22 protein-coding genes are annotated in these 22,182 nt (G+C 55.4%); 13 read left to right on the top strand and 9 right to left on the bottom strand.

Translation table 11 applies throughout. The features are described 5' to 3' along the window. Positions 1 to 49 precede the first annotated feature (49 nt). Together CC94_RS0112745 and CC94_RS0112740 are read right to left on the bottom strand one after the other, a co-directional pair. Positions 50 to 1,864, bottom strand: coding sequence for a YVTN family beta-propeller repeat protein (locus CC94_RS0112745; protein WP_005370361.1), 1,815 nt, complete (start codon positions 1,862 to 1,864; stop codon positions 50 to 52). Between the two features lie 19 nt (positions 1,865 to 1,883). Next, on the bottom strand, positions 1,884 to 2,831 hold the full coding sequence (locus CC94_RS0112740; protein WP_005370359.1) for a multicopper oxidase domain-containing protein: 948 nt from the start codon (positions 2,829 to 2,831) through the stop codon (positions 1,884 to 1,886). 408 nt (positions 2,832 to 3,239) lie between these two features. Between CC94_RS0112740 and CC94_RS0112735 the strand changes: the two genes are divergently transcribed. Beyond that, the gene (locus CC94_RS0112735) at positions 3,240 to 3,881 is read left to right on the top strand and encodes a helix-turn-helix transcriptional regulator (protein ID WP_031431132.1); all 642 of its coding nucleotides are present in this window, start codon (positions 3,240 to 3,242) and stop codon (positions 3,879 to 3,881) included. A 56-nt stretch (positions 3,882 to 3,937) separates the two neighbouring features. Here CC94_RS0112735 and fic read toward each other — a convergent pair whose 3' ends face one another. From fic to CC94_RS0112715, 3 genes are all read right to left on the bottom strand, one after another. After that, positions 3,938 to 4,987 (bottom strand): protein adenylyltransferase Fic, encoded by a 1,050-nt coding sequence (fic, locus tag CC94_RS21555; protein ID WP_425357664.1) that lies wholly within the window; start codon positions 4,985 to 4,987, stop codon positions 3,938 to 3,940. 249 nt (positions 4,988 to 5,236) lie between these two features. Next, complete coding sequence (locus CC94_RS0112720) at positions 5,237 to 5,707, bottom strand: tRNA (cytidine(34)-2'-O)-methyltransferase (protein WP_005370353.1); 471 nt, start codon at positions 5,705 to 5,707, stop codon at positions 5,237 to 5,239. A 9-nt stretch (positions 5,708 to 5,716) separates the two neighbouring features. Then, positions 5,717 to 8,218, bottom strand: a complete 2,502-nt coding sequence (locus CC94_RS0112715) for a glycogen/starch/alpha-glucan phosphorylase (RefSeq protein WP_005370350.1) — start codon at positions 8,216 to 8,218, stop codon at positions 5,717 to 5,719. A gap of 433 nt (positions 8,219 to 8,651) precedes the next feature. Between CC94_RS0112715 and CC94_RS0112710 the strand changes: the two genes are divergently transcribed. The 6 genes from CC94_RS0112710 to CC94_RS0112685 all read left to right on the top strand — a co-directional run bounded on the left by CC94_RS0112710 (position 8,652) and on the right by CC94_RS0112685 (position 14,259). Continuing rightward, on the top strand, positions 8,652 to 10,388 hold the full coding sequence (locus tag CC94_RS0112710) for an acetolactate synthase 3 large subunit (RefSeq protein ID WP_005370348.1): 1,737 nt from the start codon (positions 8,652 to 8,654) through the stop codon (positions 10,386 to 10,388). Then, on the top strand, positions 10,388 to 10,882 hold the full coding sequence (gene ilvN, locus CC94_RS0112705; RefSeq protein ID WP_005370347.1) for an acetolactate synthase small subunit: 495 nt from the start codon (positions 10,388 to 10,390) through the stop codon (positions 10,880 to 10,882). Before CC94_RS0112710 ends, ilvN begins: the two co-directional genes overlap by 1 nt. 54 nt (positions 10,883 to 10,936) lie before the next feature. Next, complete coding sequence (gene ilvC, locus CC94_RS0112700) at positions 10,937 to 11,953, top strand: ketol-acid reductoisomerase (RefSeq protein WP_005370345.1); 1,017 nt, start codon at positions 10,937 to 10,939, stop codon at positions 11,951 to 11,953. 592 nt (positions 11,954 to 12,545) lie between these two features. Then, complete coding sequence (locus CC94_RS24110; protein WP_005370343.1) at positions 12,546 to 12,719, top strand: hypothetical protein; 174 nt, start codon at positions 12,546 to 12,548, stop codon at positions 12,717 to 12,719. 236 nt (positions 12,720 to 12,955) lie between these two features. Next, on the top strand, positions 12,956 to 13,594 hold the full coding sequence (locus CC94_RS0112690; RefSeq protein ID WP_031431128.1) for a DUF2238 domain-containing protein: 639 nt from the start codon (positions 12,956 to 12,958) through the stop codon (positions 13,592 to 13,594). 74 nt (positions 13,595 to 13,668) lie between these two features. After that, positions 13,669 to 14,259 carry an LOG family protein gene (locus tag CC94_RS0112685; protein ID WP_005370339.1) on the top strand — a complete coding sequence of 197 codons (591 nt, stop codon included), beginning with the start codon at positions 13,669 to 13,671 and terminating at the stop codon, positions 14,257 to 14,259. Positions 14,260 to 14,364: 105 nt separating this feature from the next. On the opposite strand, the gene CC94_RS0112680 is transcribed toward CC94_RS0112685, so the two are convergent. The 4 genes from CC94_RS0112680 to dksA all read right to left on the bottom strand — a co-directional run bounded on the left by CC94_RS0112680 (position 14,365) and on the right by dksA (position 17,769). After that, positions 14,365 to 14,907, bottom strand: a complete 543-nt coding sequence (locus CC94_RS0112680; protein WP_157203432.1) for a hypothetical protein — start codon at positions 14,905 to 14,907, stop codon at positions 14,365 to 14,367. Between the two features lie 293 nt (positions 14,908 to 15,200). Beyond that, complete coding sequence (locus CC94_RS0112675; protein ID WP_031431124.1) at positions 15,201 to 16,103, bottom strand: DMT family transporter; 903 nt, start codon at positions 16,101 to 16,103, stop codon at positions 15,201 to 15,203. A gap of 287 nt (positions 16,104 to 16,390) precedes the next feature. Further along, positions 16,391 to 17,320, bottom strand: a complete 930-nt coding sequence (gluQRS, locus tag CC94_RS0112670) for a tRNA glutamyl-Q(34) synthetase GluQRS (RefSeq protein ID WP_005370333.1) — start codon at positions 17,318 to 17,320, stop codon at positions 16,391 to 16,393. A gap of 14 nt (positions 17,321 to 17,334) precedes the next feature. Beyond that, positions 17,335 to 17,769 carry an RNA polymerase-binding protein DksA gene (gene dksA, locus CC94_RS0112665; RefSeq protein WP_005370331.1) on the bottom strand — a complete coding sequence of 145 codons (435 nt, stop codon included), beginning with the start codon at positions 17,767 to 17,769 and terminating at the stop codon, positions 17,335 to 17,337. Between the two features lie 111 nt (positions 17,770 to 17,880). On the opposite strand from dksA, the gene CC94_RS0112660 reads away from it, so the two are divergent. From CC94_RS0112660 to rplI, 6 genes are all read left to right on the top strand, one after another. Next, entirely contained in the window at positions 17,881 to 19,047 is a 1,167-nt protein-coding gene (locus tag CC94_RS0112660; RefSeq protein WP_031431121.1) for a pyridoxal phosphate-dependent aminotransferase, read from the top strand. A 3-nt stretch (positions 19,048 to 19,050) separates the two neighbouring features. Next, on the top strand, positions 19,051 to 19,374 hold the full coding sequence (locus CC94_RS0112655) for a rhodanese-like domain-containing protein (protein ID WP_005370323.1): 324 nt from the start codon (positions 19,051 to 19,053) through the stop codon (positions 19,372 to 19,374). A gap of 264 nt (positions 19,375 to 19,638) precedes the next feature. After that, positions 19,639 to 20,082 (top strand): 30S ribosomal protein S6, encoded by a 444-nt coding sequence (rpsF, locus tag CC94_RS0112650; RefSeq protein ID WP_005370321.1) that lies wholly within the window; start codon positions 19,639 to 19,641, stop codon positions 20,080 to 20,082. A gap of 31 nt (positions 20,083 to 20,113) precedes the next feature. Continuing rightward, positions 20,114 to 20,338 (top strand): 30S ribosomal protein S18, encoded by a 225-nt coding sequence (rpsR, locus tag CC94_RS0112645; protein WP_005370319.1) that lies wholly within the window; start codon positions 20,114 to 20,116, stop codon positions 20,336 to 20,338. A gap of 18 nt (positions 20,339 to 20,356) precedes the next feature. After that, positions 20,357 to 21,253, top strand: coding sequence for a DUF2232 domain-containing protein (locus CC94_RS0112640; protein WP_245549470.1), 897 nt, complete (start codon positions 20,357 to 20,359; stop codon positions 21,251 to 21,253). Between the two features lie 44 nt (positions 21,254 to 21,297). Next, the gene (gene rplI / locus CC94_RS0112635) at positions 21,298 to 21,744 is read left to right on the top strand and encodes a 50S ribosomal protein L9 (RefSeq protein WP_005370315.1); all 447 of its coding nucleotides are present in this window, start codon (positions 21,298 to 21,300) and stop codon (positions 21,742 to 21,744) included. Positions 21,745 to 22,182: the final 438 nt, after the last annotated feature.

The following is a 22,182-nucleotide window of genomic DNA, read 5'->3' as shown; positions in this document are numbered from 1 at the left end:
ATGCTTCGCATGGGAATCATGGAACCTTCCTTCTCCCTATCTAGGGAAACTATATCCCTTTCTGTTCGGGGGTCAAGGCATTAAGCCAGCCTTCCACTTCCGGACTTAACTGCCCTTTGCCGGACAGTTTCAGGGTTTCCTTCAGATAGCCGTGCTCCACGATCGGCAGCGGCAAGATACCCTGGCCGCCCATGCCGTTATGGGCTTGGATACTGCTATCCTTGAGATCGGACAACAATATCCGGCCGGCGACTTCCAGCTTGTCCATGTCGATGACGATCAAATCGTTGGCAAATTTACTTGCCACATAGGCGTAATAACCGCCTCCTTTCTTCATCCCGAAATGAGCGCCATGGCAGCCCGGCTCGCAAGGCAGGCTCTTGACTACCTTGTTGGTGGCGGTATCGACGATGGTGATCGACGCGCTCAAGGTATTGGCGGTGACCACGTACTTGCCGTCCGGACTCACCGGCGTCTGGATCGGCAACAGTCCATAGGCCTCGCCGCTGATCTTGCCGGTTACCGGATCGTAGTCCGCGGCCAGATTGATGTCTAGCAGTTTTTTCTTTCCTGGAACATCGATGACCGTCAGTGTACTCAGTAGCGGCGGCGTGCCGAGCAAGTTGGCGGCGTAAGCGGTGGAACCGTTCGGCGTGCCCCAAACGGCGATCGGAATGACGCCGCCAGTTGGAATTTCGGTGTTTGTATCGGTGTTTAAATCCACTACCGATACGCTACCGGCGAGAGCATTCGGAGTAACCATGTACTTGCTGTCTTCGGTAATATAGTGGCCGTGAGGCGACGTATGAGGGCCGGTATTAATACTTTTCTGTGCGGCCGGATTCTTGCCGCCTGTCATTTTGACTACCTGCTCTCCGGCGTTGATCGCGACATACAGCATGTCATCCGAAGGCCGTGAGATGACATGGGATGGCGATTCGCCGACCACGACCTCACTATACGTTTGGCCGCTGACGCGGTCGAAGGTCAACAGTTTCTTATCAAACCACGCGGTTTGATAGATATTTTGATAGCGTTTGTCAGTCCACATGTTGTGGGGATTGTTCATATCTTCCTTGACGCCCTTGAACTTGCTGGTCACGCTCCAGGTTCCCGTATTGATCCGTGTCGCGGTGCCGGATTTTTTCTTGCCGTCGATCTTCTCGAACTGCGTATTGACCCAGACTTCGCCCACGCCCGGCGTGCCGGGCTTTTTCAATTCATTGGGCATGGTCATGCCGAGCGCGCTGAGACTGATCGTATTGCCCTCGATGTTGAGCGGAATGTCGGGCAGCTTGACCTCCCATTTGGGCTTGCTGTAATCGCGCCAGAGGCTCGGGGTGGTGGCCACGAAGAAAGTCCGCAGCAGGCGTTTGGCAATGTCGCTGCTGGCCGGCACCTTGGCGCCGGTCACCAGTTGCAGTTCGCTACCGACATCCAGCCCCTTCGTGTTCGGATCGTCCACCACGACCGCGCCGAACATGTAAGGATGCACTTTGCAGGTAAAGACATACAGCCCCGGCTTGTCGAATTCCGTGGTCACGCTCGCGCTGGAGGGTTTTTCCTGGTCTATCGGAAAATTTTTGGCTCCGGAGGGCCACAACAGACTGGTGATGGTATGTTCGGTATTGGTGTCGGTCATCTTGATCATCGCCGCCTGATTGGGCTTGATGACGACCAAGGCATCGCCGTCGACGGGATCTTTAAACCACAGTCCGGGTTCGTCGGACATCTCCAGCATCGCCGACGGTATCAGGCCTGGTACACTGAGGAGCTGGTCATCGCCGCTCGCTTGTGCCGCACAAACGGGAATTCCGAGGTTTGCCATTAAAACGGCCGTTGTCAACTTTAAAACTTTGTTCATGATCGTGTCTCCTCAATTTTTATTCGATGACTCTGAAACCGCCCATCATGCCGCTTTGCATGTGCTGCAAAACATGACAGTGGTAATGCCAAGGCCCGGGGCCGACGCCTTCGCCCGCCTTGATCACGAAGGATTCGCGCGTAATCGGGCCAATATTCACCGTGTCGACCAAATGCGTTGTTCCCGGTTGCAGCCAGCGATGGCCGTGCAGATGGAAGGTATGGAACGCCGTGCCGATGCCGATGACATGGAAACGGACCAGCTCGCCCTCGCGGGCTCCAAGGGTGGGGTTTGTCCACAGCGGCACTTGGCGATTGGCAAGATGATTGATTTCCGTGCCCCAGAATGTGGTCTCATGCATCCAGAGAACAAACTCGCGTTTAATATCTTTGATATCCACTCCTTTCATCTGGCCATCCACCATCGCCATTATCTTGCCTCCTTTTGGATTGACGATCAGCGTTCCGTACAACCCCTTGTCCTCCGCACCCAACATCGGATTGCCGAAGGCATGATCGTGATAAGGCCAAGTTCCGGCGGTGCCCGGCGCGGCCGTCCATTTGTAGGTATAGGGTTTACCAGGAAGCGCCGCCTGGTCGGCTAGATGGTTGAACACCTTCATGGTGCCGTCGCTGTCGATTTTGTAATGAACGCCATGAACATGAATGCTTACGGGCTCATTCGAATCTTTGATGCCTTGTTCCAAAGTCACTTCGGCTTGGTCTCCCTCGGTCATCACGATCGCGGGTCCCGGGATGGTCGGTTCGGTGCTGTAACGATTGGTAATGTCTTCGAGCTTTCCGGAAGCGTCGCGTATTTTGTGGCTCACCATCTGGTAAGCCAACTGTCCGGAGTCCAGTTTGGCGGCTTTCAAGGTGATCAGGTGAGTTTTCCCGGATTCCGTGCCGGCATTCGCCGTAGGCATCAATGCCCATGCACAGAAGATTAAAACGGCTACTTTTGTCATTTTTTTTATGCCTCTCTATCAAGTGAGCTGTAACTGAAGCTCCCGTTTCATCCAGCCGTGTCGAAAAAACAGGACTGAAAAAATCCCTACAGACTTTGGCAAAAAATTGTCTTATGAAATAACGGCCGATCCACCATCGATCGAACCGCACGAGAAATTTTTCCAAGTCCTCTTCAGTGGTGTCTAAGTCCTCGCAAGCGAACTTGCTTTGGAACTGGAGCCTCAATGGTCGTATGAGGAGGACCCGGTGAGCAGCCGGTTTACAAAGAAGCTCCAGTTGCAGCTAGTGTAGACCGCAAGAGAAACTTTTTCAACTTTTAAGTTTTATAAGATTATTTATAATTTTAATCCGAGCGGGGAACACCTATGGTATCCTTGCAAAAAACATTTTCCCGAATGAAGGCTGTCATGTCTCAAGAGATAAGCTCCCGCCAGAGTCAAATACTTAAACTATTGCTCGAGAACAGGAACGGACTGTGTATCGACGACGTAGCCGATGCGTTGGATATTTCAAGAACCGCGGTTCAAAAACATTTTGCCGCACTTGAAAATGAAGGCTACATTAGAAAAAAGACATTCAATAAAACCGCCGGCCGACCGGTTACGGTGTATGCGCTGACGGATAAAGGCATCAACCATTTTCCCAAGCAATATGCCTGGTTTTCGGAATTAATGCTGAGCGATTTGCGCCAGGAAATAGGCCCCGAGCGTTTTAAGGACTATATGCGAAAACTGGGGCTCAAATTGGCAGAAAAGCTGCGCAAACGATTTGAAGGGAACGAGCTCAATGAAAAAATCGATGAGCTACTCGAAATCATGACGGAACTCGGCTATGCGGTACAAGCCGATGCCCAGACCGAATCCGATGCGTTCAGCATCCAGGCGCATAATTGCGTCTACCATGACCTGACTAAACAACACAATGAAATCTGTGAGTTCGATCTCGCCTTAATAACGGCCTTGCTGGGTGAAAAAGTAGAACAGCTGAGTTGCATGGCAAAGGGGGATTGCGCCTGCAAATTTAGAGTCAGCAAGAACGACGCAAAATGATTCCCGGCTACTGTAGACCACAGGAAAAAGACCGGTTTGCTGTCGCCCCACAGCATTTATTTCGCCTGGTAAAAGGCAAACTCATGTCCGTCCTGGGTCAACAGCCGTATCAATTTCGGATGCACGAACAGTTTTTCCTTGCCGGCTCGGATTTCAGTCAGCACGCCGATTTCCGCGAGCTGCTTCAGATAGGATGATGCGGTCTGGCGCTTGGCGACCCCCCTTTCCACCAGATTTTGTATCCGGCAATAAGGCTGCTCGAAAACGATTTGCATCAGTTCATGGCTGTAAATCTGCGGCAACCGCGTTCTGACATGGTTGCCCGTATGTTCGATCAACAAGCGTATCGCGGCAATTTTTGCGGTAGTCCAGCCGGCCGTGACTTCGACGGCTTTCAGCATGAAAATGATCCATTCCTCCCACTGTTGGTACTGCGTCACCGCCAGCAGCAGGCGGTAGTAATCCTGTTTGCGCCGGACGATATAACGGCTCAGGTACAGGATCGGCAAGGTCAACAACTGTCGGTCGATCAAATACAGGATATTGAGGATGCGCCCGGTACTCCCGTTGCCATCGGTAAACGGATGAATCGCCTCGAATTGATAATGGGCGATCGCCATTTTGATCAATGGGTCGGTATCGTCTTCCGCGTGCAGGTAATTTTCCCAGTTGCCCAGCAGATCGCGGATGATCGATTCGCCCACCGGCGGCGTATAGATGATGTCTCCATTCGCCTGGTTGCTGAGCATGGTTCCCGGCACCTTGCGAATGTCCATTTGCACCGATTTGATCGTGCTGCAAATTTCCAGCGCGGTGTTGGCGCATAACGGCCGATTGACAAGCCCCTCGTATCCCTGACGCAGCGCCGTACGGTAACGCTGCGCTTCCTTGGTCATCGGATCGGCCCGATGGTCTTCTTCTGCAAAACGGAAAAGTTTGTCGGTCGTCGTGACGATGTTTTCGATCTCGGAACTGCCTTGCGCTTCCAGTAAAGGCAACAGGTTGATCAACAGTCCTTGATTGGGCAGCAATTCGCCCGCCTGCTTGAGTTCAGCCAGTGCCGCCCGGGCCGGAATGCAGGCTTTTAGCACCGCTGATGCTTTCATATTCCATTTGCGGTGGCAACGGCGGAAGCGGGTTATAAGGTTGCTCTGGTCGCCACGTCATGTTTAACATTCTTTAAAATTTCGACATATTGTAAAGATATGTCGAAGCGATAAACATGTAAAGCTAATATGTCGAAAACAACTGAAAATTTCGACATGTTATTTTCCCAAGCGATCGATTCAGCGATGAAGCCGGCGAAAAACGGCCGCGCCGATTTTTAGCCCGTCCGGCACAGACAGGAAAAAACCTCACTTGAGCGCCGCGCCGGCAAATCCTAATTGCCGCCAGGCTTCGTACACCGCCGCCGCCGCGGTATTCGACAGGTTCAAACTGCGGCTCTCCGGGCGCATCGGCAGGTACAGGCAGCGCGCTTCACCAAGATCGGCCAGCAGGCTTACCGGCAGGCCACGGCTCTCGGGGCCGAACAGCAAGGCGTCGCCGGCCTGGAAGGCGACGTCGCTGAACAGCTTCCGGCCTTTCGTGCTCAACGCGAAGACGCGGCCGGGCCGTACGCGCTCCAGAAAATCGGCCAGTGCCGGATACACCTTCACCTCGGCCCATTCGTGATAATCGAGCCCGGCCCGACGCAATTTCTTGTCTTCCAGTTCGAAACCCAGCGGCTCGATCAGGTGCAGCTTTGCGCCGGTATTGGCGCAAAGCCGGATGATATTGCCGGAGTTCGCAGGAATCTCCGGCTCGTACAACACAATATGCAACATCGAAAACCGTCAATCCAGGGCCGGAATCGGTGTCAGTTTCCAGATTTCGTTGTTGTAGTCGGCGATCGTGCGATCGGTCGAAAATTTGCCGCTGGCGGCGCAGTTGAGAATGCTCATCCGCGTCCAGCGCTCCTGGTCCCGATAAGCTTCCTCCACGCGGCGCTGGGCATCGACGAAACTGCGGAAGTCGGCGATCGTCATCCACGGATCGTATGGACTTTTCAGCGAGGCGATGACCGGATCGAAAATGTCCGGCTCGAAGGAGTTGAAATAGCGCATCTCAAGCAGATTCATCACCCGCTTCAGGTCTTCGTCGGCTTCGATGATCCCCACGGGATCGTAATGGCGGCGCGCCTCCTCAACCTCCTGCTCGGTCAGTCCGAACAGGAAGAAATTCTCGTCGCCGACTTCTTCGCGGATCTCGATGTTAGCGCCGTCGAGCGTACCGATCGTCAAGGCGCCGTTCATCATGAACTTCATATTGCCGGTGCCGGAGGCTTCCTTGCCGGCGGTCGAGATCTGCTCGGACAAATCGGCGCCCGGACAGATTTTTTCCATCCCCGATACCCGATAATTCGGCAAAAAAATCAGTTTGAGCTTGTCGCCGACCATCGGGTCGTTGTTGATCACTTCCGAGACGTTGTTGATCAGCTTGATGATCCGCTTCGCCATGAAGTAGCCTGGCGCCGCCTTGCCGCCGATCAGTACGCAGCGGCTGGTCCAGTTGGCGGTATCGCCGCGCTTGATTCGGTCGTACAAATGAATCACGTGCAATACGTTCAGCAACTGCCGCTTGTATTCGTGGATTCGTTTGACCTGTACATCGAACAGCGCGTCCAGATTCACATCGATGTCGTGCTCCGCTTTCTTGTAATCGACCAGGCGTTTTTTCGCATTCAGGCGCACTTCCTGCCAGCGTTTTTGGAAAGCCTTGTCGTCGGCGTATTTCTCCAATTTTTTCAGTTGGGTCAGATCGGTCAGCCAGCCGCCGCCGATCGTTTCGGTAATCAATTCGGCCAGGTCGGGATTGCAGGAAGCGAGCCAACGGCGCGGCGTGACGCCGTTCGTCTTGTTGTTGAATTTTTCGGGCCACAATTCATAAAAGTCACGAAACAGCCCCTGTTGCAAGAGCTTGGAATGCAGTTCCGCGACCCCGTTGACCGAGAAGCTGCCCACGATCGCAAGGTAGGCCATACGGACATGCTGCTCGTGGCCCTCCTCGATCAACGACATCCGGCGCTGACGATCGATGTCGCCGGGCCAGCGCGCCGACACTTCGGTCAGGAAGTCCGCATTGATCTGGAAGATGATTTCGAGCAGGCGCGGCAACAGGCTCCTAAACAACGAGACCGACCATCTTTCCAGCGCCTCCGGCAACAGCGTATGATTCGTGTACGCCATCGTTTCGCGCGTAATCAGCCAAGCTTCATACCATTCGAGGCCATACACGTCGATCAACAGCCGCATCAGTTCCGCAACGGCGATGCTCGGGTGCGTATCGTTCAATTGGAAACAGTTTTTCGCCGCAAACTGGCTGAAGTCGTTGCCGTGACGGCCGATCCATCTTTCGAGCACGTCCTGCAGGCTGGCCGAGGCGAGTAAATATTGCTGTTTCAGGCGCAATGCCTTGCCGTTTTCGTTGGCGTCGTTCGGGTACAACACCATCGTGATGTTTTCGGCGGTATTTTTCGCGGCGACCGATTCCGCATAATCACCCGCGTTGAATTCGTCGAGATTGAATTCTTCGGTCGCGGTCGCCTTCCACAGCCGCAGCGTATTGACCGTACCGTTCTGGTAGCCGGGGACCGGCGTGTCGAACGGCACCGCCAGCACGTCGTGCGTATCGACCCAGGAAACCCTTTTCCGTCCGAATTCGTCGACATGCGTCTCGGTACGCCCTCCGAACTTGATCCTTTGCTTGTATTCGAGGCGTTCGATTTCCCAGACGTTGCCGTTGCGCAGCCAGTGGTCGGGCTTTTCGACCTGTTCGCCGTTGACGATTAGCTGCGTAAACATGCCGTATTCGTAGCGCAGGCCGTAGCCGGTCACCGGCAGTTGCAAGGTCGCGCAGCTGTCGATGAAGCAGGCGGCCAGCCGGCCCAGGCCGCCGTTGCCGAGTCCCGCATCGGGCTCGTTCTCGACCAGTTCTTCCAGCTCCAGCCCCAAGTCGTAGAGAGCGCTTTTGGCCGATTCGTCGATACCCAGGTTCAGCATGGCATTGCTCAAGGTGCGCCCCATCAGAAACTCCATCGATAGGTAATACGCCATTTTGCTGTCGGCCTGTTTATAGGCGTTATAGGTCTTTTTCCAACGCTCGATCAGGCGGTCGCTGATCGCCAGCGAAAACGCCTCGTAGGCATAATGCAGCGAAGCGCAATTTTCATCCCGGCCCAGCCGGTTCCCATAATAACGCTTGAAATCGTCCTTCAGTCCCCCCGTGTCCATTCCCAAACCGGGCAGCTTCGTAATCTCGGTTTTTGGTTGGCTCTTTTTGAATTGTCTCTTAGGCATTGTTCGGATCGCAGTCAGTTAATAAAAGATGGAGGCCATTTTAGGCTTTTTTAATTGAGGTTTCAGCTAAGTTTTCGGATTTTCGCCGATTCTCCGTCAACTTCCGTCAACAGACCCATTTTGGGGCGGAAAACGCCCAATCAAAACGCCTAACCCGCCAGGATCGTGCATGAGCGGAATCATAGCCGTTTGTACGGATAAATTATGCAACTCGCATGCCGTAAGAGAACACCCGAAGCGCAAAATCATCGCATCGAGATTGGTCATTACAATTTTATCGAGAACCGGGTAGAATACTGAAGCTATTGCCGGAATAATGGCTTATAATAAACGGTTATTCGATGCGTTTTTACCGAAGCGGTATTGACCATGCGGCAAAACACGAAGCCGAATTGCCGGCTTGAGAAAATTTTCAGGTTAACGAGGTACTGGGGTGGAGCTAAACGGCGCACAAATTTTGGTGCAGAGTCTCAAAGACGAAGGCGTTGAATATATTTTCGGCTATCCTGGCGGCGCAGTACTGCATTTGTACGACGCGCTGTTCCAACAGCAGGACATCAAGCATATTCTGGTGCGGCACGAGCAGGGCGCGACCCACGCGGCCGACGGCTATGCGCGCGCAACCGGCAAACCCGGCGTGGTGCTGGTCACCTCCGGCCCCGGCGCCACCAATGCGATCACCGGCATCGCGACCGCCTACATGGACTCCATCCCGCTGGTGGTAATCTCGGGACAGGTTTCGATGCCGGTGATCGGCAGCGACGCGTTCCAGGAAGTCGATATGATCGGCATCAGCCGTCCCTGCGTGAAGCACAATTTCCTGGTCAAGGACGTCAACAAGATCGCCGAAACGGTCAAGAAAGCCTTCTACATCGCGACCACCGGCCGGCCTGGCCCGGTCGTGGTCGACATTCCGAAGGACATGACCGACCCCCGCATCAAGGTACCGTACCATTACCCGAAAAAGGTCTCGATCCGCTCCTACAACCCGACCGTGACCGGCCACAAGGGCCAGATCAAGAAAGCGGTCGACCTGCTGCTGTCCGCGGAGCGCCCGGTCATTTATTCCGGCGGCGGCGTCGTGCTCGGCGAAGCCAGCCAGGAACTGACCGAGCTCGCCCACCTGCTCGGTTACCCGGTCACCAATACGCTGATGGGGCTCGGCGCCTACCCGGCCACCGACCAGCAGTTCATCGGCATGCTCGGCATGCACGGCACCTACGAAGCGAACATGGCGATGCACGAAAGCGATCTGATCATCGCGATCGGCGCGCGCTTCGACGACCGCGTCACCGGCAAACTGGACCGCTTCTGCCCGCACGCGAAAATCATCCATATCGATGTCGACCCGGCCTCGATCTCCAAAACGGTCAAGGTCGACATTCCGATCGTCGGCGAAGTGAAGCCGGTGCTGGAACAGATGATCGAACTGATTCGGGAACATAAAAAGAAGCCGAACAAAAAGGCACTGGACGACTGGTGGAAACAGATCGCGCAGTGGCAGGCGATCCAATGCCTGGAATACGACCGTTCGAGCCCCCTGATCAAGCCGCAGTACGTGATCGAGCAGCTTTGGGAAGTTACCCGGGGCGACGCCTATATCACTTCCGACGTCGGCCAGCACCAGATGTGGGCGGCACAGTATTACAAATTCGACAAACCCCGGCACTGGATCAATTCCGGCGGCCTCGGCACGATGGGCTTCGGCCTGCCCGCCGCGATCGGCGTCAAGATCGGGCATCCGGAAGCGGAAGTCGCCTGCGTGACCGGCGAAGCCAGTATCCAGATGTGCATTCAGGAACTGTCGACTGCGCTGCAGTACAATACGCCGATCAAGATCGTCAACCTGAACAACCGCTACATGGGCATGGTGCGGCAATGGCAGGAGTTTTCCTACGAAAGCCGTTATTCGCATTCGTACATGGACACGATTCCGGACTTCGTCAAACTCGCCGAAGCCTACGGCCATGTCGGCATGCGCATCGACAGGCCCGACGAGGTTCGGCCGGCGCTCGAACAGGCGTTCGCACTGAAAGACCGTACCGTGTTCCTGGACATCATCACCGACCGAACCGAAAACGTGTATCCCATGATAGAAGCCGGCAAAGCCCATAACGACATGAAGCTCCGGGTTGCCGCTTCCGCCTCGACAGACAGGGAACTGGCCTAATGAGACACATTATCTCCGTTTTAATGGAAAACGAATCCGGCGCACTGTCGCGCGTCGCCGGCCTGTTTTCGGCGCGCGGCTACAATATCGAGTCATTGACCGTCGCTCCGACCGAAGACCCTACCCTCTCGCGGATGACGATCGTCACGCGCGGCAGCGACGACATCGTCGAACAAATCACCAAGCAGTTGAACAAGCTGATCGACGTGGTCAAGGTGCTCGATCTGGCCGACGTCGGCGCGCACATCGAACGCGAACTGATGCTGATCAAGATCCGGACGACCGAACTGAACCGGCTCGAGATCCGCAGCCTCGCGGACATTTTCCGCGGCAAGATCATCGACGTCACGGCGACCACTTACGTCGTCGAGATGACCGGTCCTTCCGAAAAACTCGACGCATTCATCGCCGCCATCGCGCCCGAAGCGATCCTCGAAGTCGTCCGTTCCGGCCCGACCGGCATCTCGCGCGGCGAAAGCGGACTGCACTTGTAAAGCCGCCGGCTGTTTTCATTTTTCTAATTTATAAAAGCAACAACAGGTAAAACCATGCAAGTTTATTACGACAAAGATGCGGATCTTTCAATCATCAAATCCAGGAAAGTAGCGATCATCGGCTACGGCTCGCAAGGCCATGCGCATGCGAACAACTTAAAAGACTCGGGCGTCGATGTGGTAGTGGGCTTGCGGCCGAGTTCGGCCTCCGTCGCGAAGGCGCAAGGCTCCGGCCTGACCGTCAAGGACGTGCCGCAGGCGGTGGCCGGCGCGGACGTGGTGATGATCCTGACGCCCGACGAGTTCCAGTCGCAACTGTACAAAACCGAAATCGAGCCGAACATCAAGCAAGGCGCCACCCTGGCGTTCGCGCACGGTTTCTCGATCTTGTACAACCAGGTCGTGCCGCGCGCCGACCTCGACGTGGTGATGATCGCGCCGAAAGCGCCGGGTCACACGGTCCGCTCCGAATTCGTCCGCGGCGGCGGCGTGCCCGACCTGATCGCGGTGCACAGAGACGCTTCCGGCAACGCAAAGGCGCTGTGCTTGTCCTACGCTTCCGCAATCGGCGGCGGCCGTTCGGGCATCATCGAAACCACCTTCCGCGACGAAGCCGAGACCGACCTGTTCGGCGAACAGGCCGTACTCTGCGGTGGCGCGGTCGAACTGATCAAGGCCGGATTCGAAACGCTGGTCGAAGCCGGTTATGCGCCGGAAATGGCCTACTTCGAGTGTCTGCACGAACTGAAACTGATCGTCGACCTGATGTACGAAGGCGGCATCGCGAACATGAACTATTCGATCTCGAACAACGCCGAATACGGCGAATACGTGACCGGTCCGCGCGTCATCAACGACGAAAGCCGCCGCGCGATGAAAGAAGCGCTGAACAACATCCGCAACGGCGAATACGCGAAACGCTTCATTCTGGAAGGCGCCACCAACTATCCGGAAATGACCGCGCGCCGCCGGCTGAACGCCGAACATCCGATCGAGGTCGTCGGCGAGAAACTGCGCGCGATGATGCCGTGGATCAAGGCGAACAAGATCGTCGACAAAGCTAAAAACTGATCCAACCGATCCGGTCCGACCCAAAAGCCCGCCTTTCGGCGGGCTTTTTTTACGCTATAAAAAATCTCACCCTCATAAATTTAGGCTTTCGTCAAAAAACACTTCCCCCTTTTGAAAAAGGGAAATCGAGGGGGATTTGTTTGATAAATCTCCCCGCCCCCTTTTTTCAAAAAGAGGCGTGAATAATCTGCTTTTGTAACGTCAATAATTGAAAAGTTATTTCCTACCAGACCTTTATATTCAATTTTTAAACCATTTTCAATATACGATGACTCCAACTTCATGCTATGCTTCATCAACTGATGTAGGTTGTTAATATGAACTACTCATCCCCTACAGGGGTCTCATTTTCACTTTGCCGCCCGTTCATCGCGTATTCATTTTGCGGAAAGAATAATAGGCTGCAGCTGAGAAAAAAACCCGCCTAAAGGGTGAAATCAACCGTCGAATTTCATTAATTCGCGGGGGAAAAGCAACCTCTTCCCCAACCAAGCCGCATTAATCAAGCAAAAATAAAAATGGCCTGTTTTTTGCTTATTGATTTTTAGTCCCCCTCAACATCACCAAGTTTTGAAATTGATAAGGAGTGTGTATGATACGCATCATTGAAAAATGGAATGACGCGGAATTAATTTACGACGATTACGGTTATCATTTGCGCGTATTTTTGGGAGATCAACTCAGATCGATCATCAATGTGACGGCCGAAAATGACGACGAAGCGATTAAAAGAGCGCGGCGCGCGATCTATCTTTTCCTGTCCTGATGCGGACCGGCCGAAAGTCCGGCCAATGCCGTCTAGCCGTTGGTCGGATGAGTCGGCATACCCGAGCGCGTTTTTTCCGCACTGGGCAATAGACGCGCCAAAGCAGTTTCCAGAAGCACTATCCCAATTCGTCTTTCTTTTCTTAAAGACATATGGGATATCGGCTCGCCGCGCGGCATTGATTTTAAAAACGCCGGAGTTTTGCCATAATGGCAAAAAACCAACGCACACCGCCAATGCGCACTCATCCTCGCTTTTTCTATTGCCTCGGGCTCGCGCTTTTCTGGACCGCTTTCATCTGGTCCGGTATCCGTCCGAAGGACTATCCCACATGGATCCTCGAAACCCTGCCCGCCGTTATCGGAATCCTCATCGTTATCGCCACCCGCAGGCGCTTCCCGCTGACGCCGCTAGCTTACTGGCTGATCATCGCACACAGCGTGATCCTGATGATCGGCGGCCATTACACTTACGCGGAAGTCCCGTTGTTCGACACGCTTAAAGACATTTTCGGCTTCGAACGCAACAATTACGACAAACTCGGCCATTTCATGCAGGGCTTCAATCCGGCGATCGTCTCCCGGGAGATCCTGATCCGCAACCGGGTGCTCCGGAAGCCGTCATGGCTAAACTTCATGATCGTCTGTTTTTGCCTGGCGGTCGCCGCCTTTTACGAAATGATCGAATGGTGGACGGCCCTGCTCAGTAAAGATGCCGCCGAAGCCTTTCTCGGCACGCAAGGCTACGTCTGGGATACGCAGTCGGACATGGCGTGGGCCTTGCTGGGCGCCATACTGGCATTGAGCGGTTTGCACCGACTGCACGACCGGCAATTGGCACCGCTCGCCGCCACACCCGGCTTCGGAAGATCATAAAATCTGATGAAGACCGGGCACCTCTACAACAGCGCCGCAACACATCATGCTCCCGATCGGATGGCTTCGGACATATGAGACAGCTCAAAAATATCTGCGTCTATTGCGGCTCAAGCCCCGGTAGCCGGGAGGCCTATGCCGGAAAAGCCCGCGCGCTTGCCGAAACGCTGGTTAACCGCGGTATCGGCCTCGTCTACGGCGGCGCGAGCATCGGCCTGATGGGCATGATTGCGGACCATGTACTGCGGCTCGGCGGCAGGGCGGTCGGGGTGATTCCGGAAGCCTTGATGCACAAGGAAGTCGCGCATTATCGATTAACGGAACTACATGTCACCCACTCGATGCACGAACGCAAGATGCGAATGGCGGAACTGGCCGACGGCTTTATCGCCCTACCCGGCGGCCTCGGCACCCTGGAGGAACTTTTCGAGATCTGGACCTGGGCCCAGCTCGGCTTTCACGGCAAACCGTGCGGCCTGCTCAATGCGGAAGGCTATTACGATCCGCTGATCGAATTTCTGGACCATGCCGTGACGGAACAATTCGTCCGTCCGTCGCACCGTTCGATGCTGATCGTGGAAAGCGAGCCCGAAAAGCTGCTGGACCGCTTTGCGGATTACCGGGTCCCGGCCGTAAAAATCTGGGTAGAGAAGGATGAAACATGAGGCAGCCTGGATACCCTTCTCATCTGCGCAAAAAAAACTCAGAGGATAAAATCCAAAGATAAGAGCTTTCATTTCGAGTAAACGGCCTTTTTAAAGAAAAACGCGTCATTCCGGCAGGGATTGCCGGAATCCCGAAGCCAGGGATGGCAAGCTCCAATACATTCCTGAACTCTGGATCTCGCCAATCCCTGCCGAGGCATCGATCCGACTGACCGCCGCCGACATGGCGGCCAATGAAGCCAGCAGCATCATCGGCCGATGCACTTCCGGCCGCCGCCGCTGCCATACGCCAATGCCCACGAAACCGGCGAAGATCAGAATGCTGACGATCGGGACGGCCATGAATTGTTTGGGAGACAATCCCCATATTCTCAATTCGGACGGACTGATCAGCGTCGCCTCGATCCCGAGCCGAAAGCCGAGGATCGCAATACAGGCCGCCAGCCCTGCCCCGATGCGCCCCAGCATCCGGTGAATACGGCGGTTGCCCGTCATGATCAACAGCGGCTGGACCAGGAACAACAGTATCCACGCCGACATACCGATGCCGTGCAGAATGAGTAAGGTACGTATCGGCGGCGCGAGTTCGCGGCCCGGATAAGCCTTACCTTGCAGATAAAAGTGCTGGAAACCGAGGAGCATCAGCACCAGCGGCAATGCTGCTGCGATGAAATAGAATAGGCGAGCGGGATTGCGCGAAACGGATTTTCCGAACGGCCAGCGGAAAACGAAATTTGACGGGAATTCATACCGGAACGGTTCCTTATTTAAATTTCGACGAGAGGCAATTGTGAAGCTTATGGCGCTTAACGTAAAGCTAATTCAGAGACTTGGAATAAAAACGATGTCATAAATGTAGGGCGGATGCCGGCAGGCGATCCGCCAGTTGGCAGTTGCCTATGGCGGAACCGCTATCGCGTTCCGCCTTACACGGATTAGCGTCAGCGCAATCGGAGGGGATGGGGAACGCTGCGGGCCGGCTGCAACGGCTGCTTTTTCTTATGCTCCCAATACAAATTAATAAAGTTACCCGCCAATATTAATCCCGAACCCAAAACCAAAAACTCATCGACACGCTCACTGTAAAGCGCATAGCCAACCAGCGCTATGAGCGGTAAGCGCAGGAAATCTAAGGGTACCACTACCGAAGCATCCGCCAGGGAAAATGCTCGCACCATGCAGTAGTGCGCGCTGAGCCCGGCAATGCCGACCACGATGAGCCAAGGCCAATGCGCCGCTGCCGGGGTAGCCCAATTAAACACCGCCGGCACCAAACCTAAAGGGAGCTGAACCAACATCATGTAAAAGAGAATGCACAGCGGCGTGTCCAACCCCGCCAGCCTCTTGGTCAATGTATGAGACAGTCCATACGCAAAGGCACCGGCCAACATTACAAGCGCTGCCGGATGCATGACCGACCAGCCGGGGCGAAGGATGACCAAAACACCCGAGATGCCTAGAACAACCGCCAGCCCCCGAGTCGCGGAGATACGCTCACCCAGCAGGAATGCCGCGAATACTACCGTCCAAAGCGGCACTGTGAACTCAATAGCAAACACAGCCCCCAGCGGAATAAGCGCAATGGCATAGAACCAACCGAACTGCCCGCAAAAGTGAACAAAGTTCCGCCCGAAATGCAGTCTAACGTTCCGAAACGAGACTTGCGCCCAACCCGCCCTTGTGAGTATGGCCGAGATAACAAGCAAGCCGATGAGACTGCGGATGGCAAGAAGCTGGAACGTGCCAAAGTTCGCGGAAAGTTCGCGCACCGCAACCGCCATTGCGGAAAAGGAGAGTAAAGCGCCCGTCATCCAGGCGGCAGCGACAACTAAGGGGTGACGCATAGGCGTAACGCCTCCTTTCCGGTTCTACCCACAATTGGCCATCCCAAATGACGCAAAACATTTCATCACAGGCATACTTCGCATTTTTGAAAAATAAGAAGAACAACTCGTAGGATGTGCCGACGAAGGAGGCGCATCAATCGCGAACGATGCGCTTCACTTTGTTCAGCACATCCTACGGCCCTATCGCGTTCCGCCTTACACGGGTTTATTACGTCTTGAATAATGACTCCCATGCATCCTCAGGCGGCTTATCCTATCACACCCCCATCCATTTACGGATCACGTCAACCTTCACCCGAATCTACGCTTTCTTCAATCATTTCCGGCTGAATCGCATGGATTTTTATTAGAGGCTCAGGGTTCCAGTTCCGAACGGCCCACTCCAGCATTTCCGAACAAGAAGCATCCCTCAGCCCAACCGGCGGCTCTTGCTTCAATAACTCCAGCAACCGAAACATCACGGCAGACGTATTCCGCATCGTCACCGCCTCGGCCAGCGTCTGCTTGCTGAGTTTGCAGCCGTGGCTGTCGATGATGATCGGCACGTGCAGGTAGGAAGGCCTCGGCAGGCCGAGCAATTGCTGCAGGTAAATCTGTTTCGGGGTCGAATCGACGAGGTCGAAGCCTCTGACGACATGGGTGACGCCTTGCAGGTGATCGTCAATCACGCAGGCGAACTGATAGGACATGATGCCTTCCTTGCGTTTCAGAATGAAGTCGCCATGCTCCTCGGCAAGGTTTTGGCGAATGCTTCCCTGCAAACGGTCATCGAAGCCGATGTCGCGGCCGTCGCTTTTGACGCGCAAAGCGTAAGGCCGATCGGTGGGAAAAACGGTCCGGTTTCGGCAAATACCGGGATAGATATCGTGCCTGCCGGGGCGTTCGGCGAGCGTTTTGCGGCTGCAGGTACAGGGATAGAGAAGGCCTGGCCGTTGCAGTTCTGAAAGCGCCTGTTCGTAGTCGGCCGGATGTTCGCTTTCGTAATAGACGGGACCGTCCCAATATAGGCCGTAGGCTTCCAGAGTGGTCAATATACTGTCGACCGAACCGGGCACATTGCGCGGAGTATCGATGTCGTCGATACGCAGCAGCCATCGGCCGCGATGGGCGCGCGCATCGAGATAGCTCGCAAGCGCCGTGTAGAGAGAACCGAGATGCAACGGGCCGGTCGGCGACGGCGCAAACCGGCCGACGTAGGGCTTACCGCCCGCCACGGCGCGGCGAAGGTTCAGCCCATTTGTTTTTCGCGGATCTCATCCAGAGTCTTGCAATCGATGCACAAGGTCGCGGTAGGACGCGCTTCCAAGCGACGGATGCCGATTTCGATGCCGCAGGATTCGCAGTAGCCGTAGCCGCCGGATTCGATTTCCTTCAACGCTTCGTCGATTTTCTTGATCAATCGGCGTTCGCGGTCGCGAGTCCTGAGTTCGAGGCTGAATTCGGATTCCTGTGTCGCCCGGTCGTTCGGATCGGGAAAATTGGCCGCGTCGTCCTGCATGTGGTGCACGGTGCGGTCCACTTCCCTCATCAATTCGGCTTTCCAGTTTCTCAGAATGGTCTCAAAATGCTTTAATTGAGCGTCACTCATGTATTCTTCGCCTTCTTTCTCGACATAGGGCGTAAAACTGAACGGTGATGCGCCAACTTTAGAACTTTCGATCATCCACTAACTCCCCAGGGATAGGCTAAATAAATCCTACATTTTTAGCAGAATCATTACGGATTGGCAAGATTTATTGGTATCATGCCGGATTTTGGAACGAGCGGCGACAGCATGAGCTTAAGGGTAGCGGAGCGGATTTCGGGCATACAACCTTTTTATGTGATGGAACTTTTGCGGCGGGCCAAGGAACTGGAAGCCGACGGCAAGGATATTATCCATATGGAGATCGGCGAGCCGGATTTTGCCACACCGCAAACGATTCTGAAGGCGGCGCTTGCGCATACCGCGACCGGCGACGTGAAATATACGCCGGCGGCCGGCCTGACCGAACTCCGGCAAAAGATCGCCGCGTTTTACCGGCGCCGTTACGGCGTGAACATTCCCGAACAGCGCGTCTTCGTGACGCCGGGCGCGACCGGCGCCTTCCTGCTGGCTTTGGGAGCCAGTTTGAATCCGGGCGAGGAAGTCCTGATGGCCGACCCATGCTATCCCTGCAACAGCAATTTCGTGCAGCTTTACGACGGCAAAACGCGCACCATCCCGGTCGATGCGGACAGCCATTACCAGTTGACCACCAAACTGATCGAACGCCACTGGTCGGCCGAAACGAAAGGCGTCCTGATCGCCTCGCCTTCCAACCCGACCGGCACGCTGATCCCGCGCGCCGAATTGCAAAAAACGATCGAGGCGACCCGCCGCCTCGGCGGCTGTTTTTATTCGGACGAGATTTACCACGGCCTGGTCTATGGCGAAAAGGCCGCGACCGCGCTCGAATTCAGCGACGACGTTTTCGTGATCAACAGCTTTTCGAAATATTTCGGAATGACCGGCTGGCGGATCGGCTGGCTGATCGTACCGGAGCTGTTTATCGAAGCGGCCGAAAAATTGTCGCAGAACATCTTCATTTCGACTTCGAGCGACGCCCAGCATGCCGCATTGGCCGCCTTCGACGAATCCACGCTCGCCGAGCTTGAAGACCGGCGCCGGGAATTCGAAAAACGGCGCGACTTCCTGTACGATGCGCTGGTGCGGCTCGGCTTCGACATCCCGATCAAACCGGCAGGCGCTTTTTATATCTACGCGCGCTGTGCGAAGTTTACCGACGACAGCTTCCAATTCGCGCTCGACCTGCTCGAAAACGAAGGCGTCGCGGTCACGCCCGGCAAGGATTTCGGGCTGCACGAAGCCCATCACGCCCTGCGCTTCGCCTACACGACCTCGCTGGACAGGCTGGCGGAAGCGGTGCGGCGCCTCGAACGATTTCTCGACGCAAGGTAATTTATGGCAATCACGACACTCTCGGCATCCGAACTGCACGAACGCCTGGTGCAAGGCGAAGACCTTTTTCTGCTCGATGTCAGGGAACCCCAGGAATACCGCTACGCCAACATCGCCGGCAGCACGCTGATTCCGCTGCGGCAGATTCCCGCCCGGATCGGCGAACTCGATCCGGAGCGGCATATCGTGGTGATCTGTCATCACGGCATGCGCAGTATGCAGGCCGCGACTTATCTGGCCCATCAAGGCTTTCAGAATATCGCGAATCTGACCGGCGGGATCGACGCCTGGTCGCTCCAATGCGACAGTGCGGTTCTCCGGTATTGAGATCAAGGCTCGGGGCGCCGTGCGCCGCTCCAAGCCTTCAAACAGCAGGATTGCAAGCCGCACCTCCTCAACCGGCTGCCGATAACCCGGTCCGTTCCTAGCCAAAGGCGGTGGCTCTTTGCGCATTTCCCAAACGATTGAAATCAAAGCTTTTCCTAAAGTTAAAAACCTAATATAATGGCCCGTTTTACCGGGGCTTTGCCTCATCCTTGCTTTACTGTCCCGCCCAAGCGGGGCGGAAGGCTTCAACCGTAAGGAAAAATCATGCGACATTATGAAATCGTCTTTTTAGTCCATCCTGACCAAAGCGCTCAGGTGCCGGCGATGATCGACCGCTACAAAGCGATCATCGAGGGCGCTTCCGGCGCGATTCACCGTCTGGAAGACTGGGGCCGCAGACACCTGGCCTACCCGATCAACAAAATTCACAAAGCGCATTACGTGCTGATGAACATCGAGTGCGACCAGCCGACGCTGGCGGAACTGGAAAGCAGCTTCCGTTTCAACGACGCGATCCTGCGCAGCATGACCCTGGTGCAAAAACAGGCGGTCACCACGCCTTCCCCGATCGCAACCCAGGCGGCTGAAGAGAGCAAGAACGCCGAAGCCAAAGCCAAAGAAGCCGCCGCACGCGCCGCTGCAGTTGAAGGAGCCGATACCGACGAGATCGAATCCGACTTCGAAGGCGACGAACCGGCTTCCGAATAACCCATCAACCTGACAGGATACGAGAATACCCATGGCACGTAACGCAAGACGTAAAGCAAAAGGCTTGGGCGCCGGCAACGGCGTTGAAATCGATTACAAAGACCTGAATCTGCTGGGCGACTATGTCACCGAAACCGGCAAAATCGTCCCCAGCCGCATCACCGGCGTCAGCGCCAAATACCAAAGACAGTTGTGCACCGCGATCAAGCGCGCGCGCTACATCGCGCTGCTGCCCTATTGCGACGCGCATAAATAATCGAGTCTGGGCGAGACAGTGAAAATTTTGGCGGATTACATCATGCGCGGACGGACGCAGGCCATTATCGTGGCCTCGACGCTGGCGCTGCTGTCGCTGAAGTTTCCACCGGTCAGCGTTCTCAGCTCGGCCTCCGTGGCCCTGGTCACATTGCGGCACGGCGCTCTCGAAGGGGTGTATATTCTGTTCGGCGCCGGCATCGCCGCCGCGCTGCTCGGCTTTTTCGCGATCGACAACTACCAGTTTGCCTTGTTCTATGCATTGCTGCTGTGGCTGCCGGTCTGGATGATCTCGATCATCCTCAGGGAAGGCCGCCGGTTGTCCCTCGCGGTCGAAATTGCGGTCTTTATCGGCATCCTGGGCGTTGCGGGTTTTTATCTGTACGAACCCGACCCCGCCGCCATGTGGGCCGGTCTGCTCGAACAGATGATCCAGCAAACCCAGGCGCCGATCAAGGACACCAAGATCTGGATCGACAACTTTGCCCATTACATGACCGGCCTGTTTGCCGCCGGCACCGTGTTCAGCCTGCTGTTCGGGCTGTTCCTGGGCCGCTGGTGGCAGTCGCTGCTGTTCAATCCGGGCGGGTTCAAACAGGAATATCTGGCGCTCGGCACCGGCCCGAAACTGGCAATCAGCAGCCTAGCCATACTGGCAGCCGCCTTCTTTACCACGGGAACGCTGTCGGAAATCGCCTGGAACATGACCATTTTACTGTTTACGCTCTATACCGTGATCGGCGCTTCGGTGCTGCATGTGGTATTTTCGCAAACCAAAATGAGCCGTTTTGCGGTGCCGCTGTTTTATGTAACGCTGATCCTGGTCCCCCAAGTCCTACCGCCGGTCGCGATCGTCGGACTGATCGACGCGTGGCTTGACATACGTAAAAAAAATTCGAATCAATCAGGCGCCTGAAGGCGCCATTTATCGGCTAAACGTCCGAATAAGAGGATTAAAAGATGGAAGTTATTTTGCTTGAAAAAATAGCGAACTTGGGCGGTCTGGGTGACAAAGTCACGATCAAGGCCGGCTACGGCAGAAATTACCTGATACCGACCGGCAAGGCGGTAGCGGCGACCCCGCAGAAAATTGCCGAGTTTGAAGCGCGCCGCGCCGAACTCGAAAAAACCGCCGCCGAAAAACTGGCTGCCGCAAAGGCCCGCGCCGAGGCGCTCGGCAAACTGCAAATCGTAATCGCCCATAAAGCGGGCGATGAAGGCAGATTGTTCGGTTCGGTCGGCACCCACAACATTGCGGAAGCGATCACTGCCGCAGGCGTCGCGGTCGAGAAATCCGAAGTTCGCCTGCCGCACGGCGCGATCCGCCACGTCGGCGAAGTTTCGATCGACATCAACCTGCATTCCGATGTCGTGGTGACGCTGCCGATCACAATCGCCGCGGAATAAAAAACGGTTTTACCGATTCTTTCCGGGCGCCGTTCGGCGCCCGGCTCCTGCCCAACCCTCCCTGGCAGGCTAGAGCATTTTCATATCGCTTATAGGGAGATAATGCCGTTAAGTCAAACCGTCATCTCGGCAGGGATTCATGCCAGGCTTTCCTGCCTGGCCCCCTTCGGGTCAATGCAAATCTGTTCCAGACAGATTTGTGCCGAGATCCAGACTGCAGGGATGCATTAAAGCTTGCCATCCCTGGCTTCTGGATTCGGCAACCGCTCCCTGCGTTGCCCTCGATCGCGTGTTCCCGACGCGATCTACCTCGCCCTTCCTTGGGCTCGTATCTCCTGCCTCCCTGCAGTCGTCCGGCAAATCCCTGCCGGAATGACGCGTTTCCCCTCACTTTGCGGCATAGCTTATGACCGTACACCCAAAACGAAAATGCTCTAG

Source organism: Methylomicrobium agile, from assembly GCF_000733855.1.
In the GTDB taxonomy this organism is placed as follows: Bacteria; Pseudomonadota; Gammaproteobacteria; order Methylococcales; family Methylomonadaceae; genus Methylomicrobium; species Methylomicrobium agile.
This window is presented reverse-complemented; position numbering and strand designations above follow the sequence as displayed.

Excerpts from the sequence above, each read along its gene's own strand:
- CC94_RS0112745 (WP_005370361.1), bottom strand. The coding sequence starts at position 1,864 with ATGAACAAAGTTTTAAAGTTGACAACGGCCGTTTTAATGGCAAACCTC.
- CC94_RS0112740 (WP_005370359.1), bottom strand. The coding sequence starts at position 2,831 with ATGACAAAAGTAGCCGTTTTAATCTTCTGTGCATGGGCATTGATGCCT.
- CC94_RS0112735 (WP_031431132.1), top strand. The coding sequence starts at position 3,240 with ATGTCTCAAGAGATAAGCTCCCGCCAGAGTCAAATACTTAAACTATTG.
- fic (WP_425357664.1), bottom strand. The coding sequence starts at position 4,987 with ATGAAAGCATCAGCGGTGCTAAAAGCCTGCATTCCGGCCCGGGCGGCA.
- CC94_RS0112720 (WP_005370353.1), bottom strand. The coding sequence starts at position 5,707 with ATGTTGCATATTGTGTTGTACGAGCCGGAGATTCCTGCGAACTCCGGC.
- CC94_RS0112715 (WP_005370350.1), bottom strand. The coding sequence starts at position 8,218 with ATGCCTAAGAGACAATTCAAAAAGAGCCAACCAAAAACCGAGATTACG.
- ilvN (WP_005370347.1), top strand. The coding sequence starts at position 10,388 with ATGAGACACATTATCTCCGTTTTAATGGAAAACGAATCCGGCGCACTG.
- ilvC (WP_005370345.1), top strand. The coding sequence starts at position 10,937 with ATGCAAGTTTATTACGACAAAGATGCGGATCTTTCAATCATCAAATCC.
- CC94_RS24110 (WP_005370343.1), top strand. The coding sequence starts at position 12,546 with ATGATACGCATCATTGAAAAATGGAATGACGCGGAATTAATTTACGAC.
- CC94_RS0112690 (WP_031431128.1), top strand. The coding sequence starts at position 12,956 with ATGCGCACTCATCCTCGCTTTTTCTATTGCCTCGGGCTCGCGCTTTTC.
- CC94_RS0112685 (WP_005370339.1), top strand. The coding sequence starts at position 13,669 with ATGAGACAGCTCAAAAATATCTGCGTCTATTGCGGCTCAAGCCCCGGT.
- CC94_RS0112675 (WP_031431124.1), bottom strand. The coding sequence starts at position 16,103 with ATGCGTCACCCCTTAGTTGTCGCTGCCGCCTGGATGACGGGCGCTTTA.
- dksA (WP_005370331.1), bottom strand. The coding sequence starts at position 17,769 with ATGATCGAAAGTTCTAAAGTTGGCGCATCACCGTTCAGTTTTACGCCC.
- CC94_RS0112660 (WP_031431121.1), top strand. The coding sequence starts at position 17,881 with ATGAGCTTAAGGGTAGCGGAGCGGATTTCGGGCATACAACCTTTTTAT.
- CC94_RS0112655 (WP_005370323.1), top strand. The coding sequence starts at position 19,051 with ATGGCAATCACGACACTCTCGGCATCCGAACTGCACGAACGCCTGGTG.
- rpsF (WP_005370321.1), top strand. The coding sequence starts at position 19,639 with ATGCGACATTATGAAATCGTCTTTTTAGTCCATCCTGACCAAAGCGCT.
- rpsR (WP_005370319.1), top strand. The coding sequence starts at position 20,114 with ATGGCACGTAACGCAAGACGTAAAGCAAAAGGCTTGGGCGCCGGCAAC.
- rplI (WP_005370315.1), top strand. The coding sequence starts at position 21,298 with ATGGAAGTTATTTTGCTTGAAAAAATAGCGAACTTGGGCGGTCTGGGT.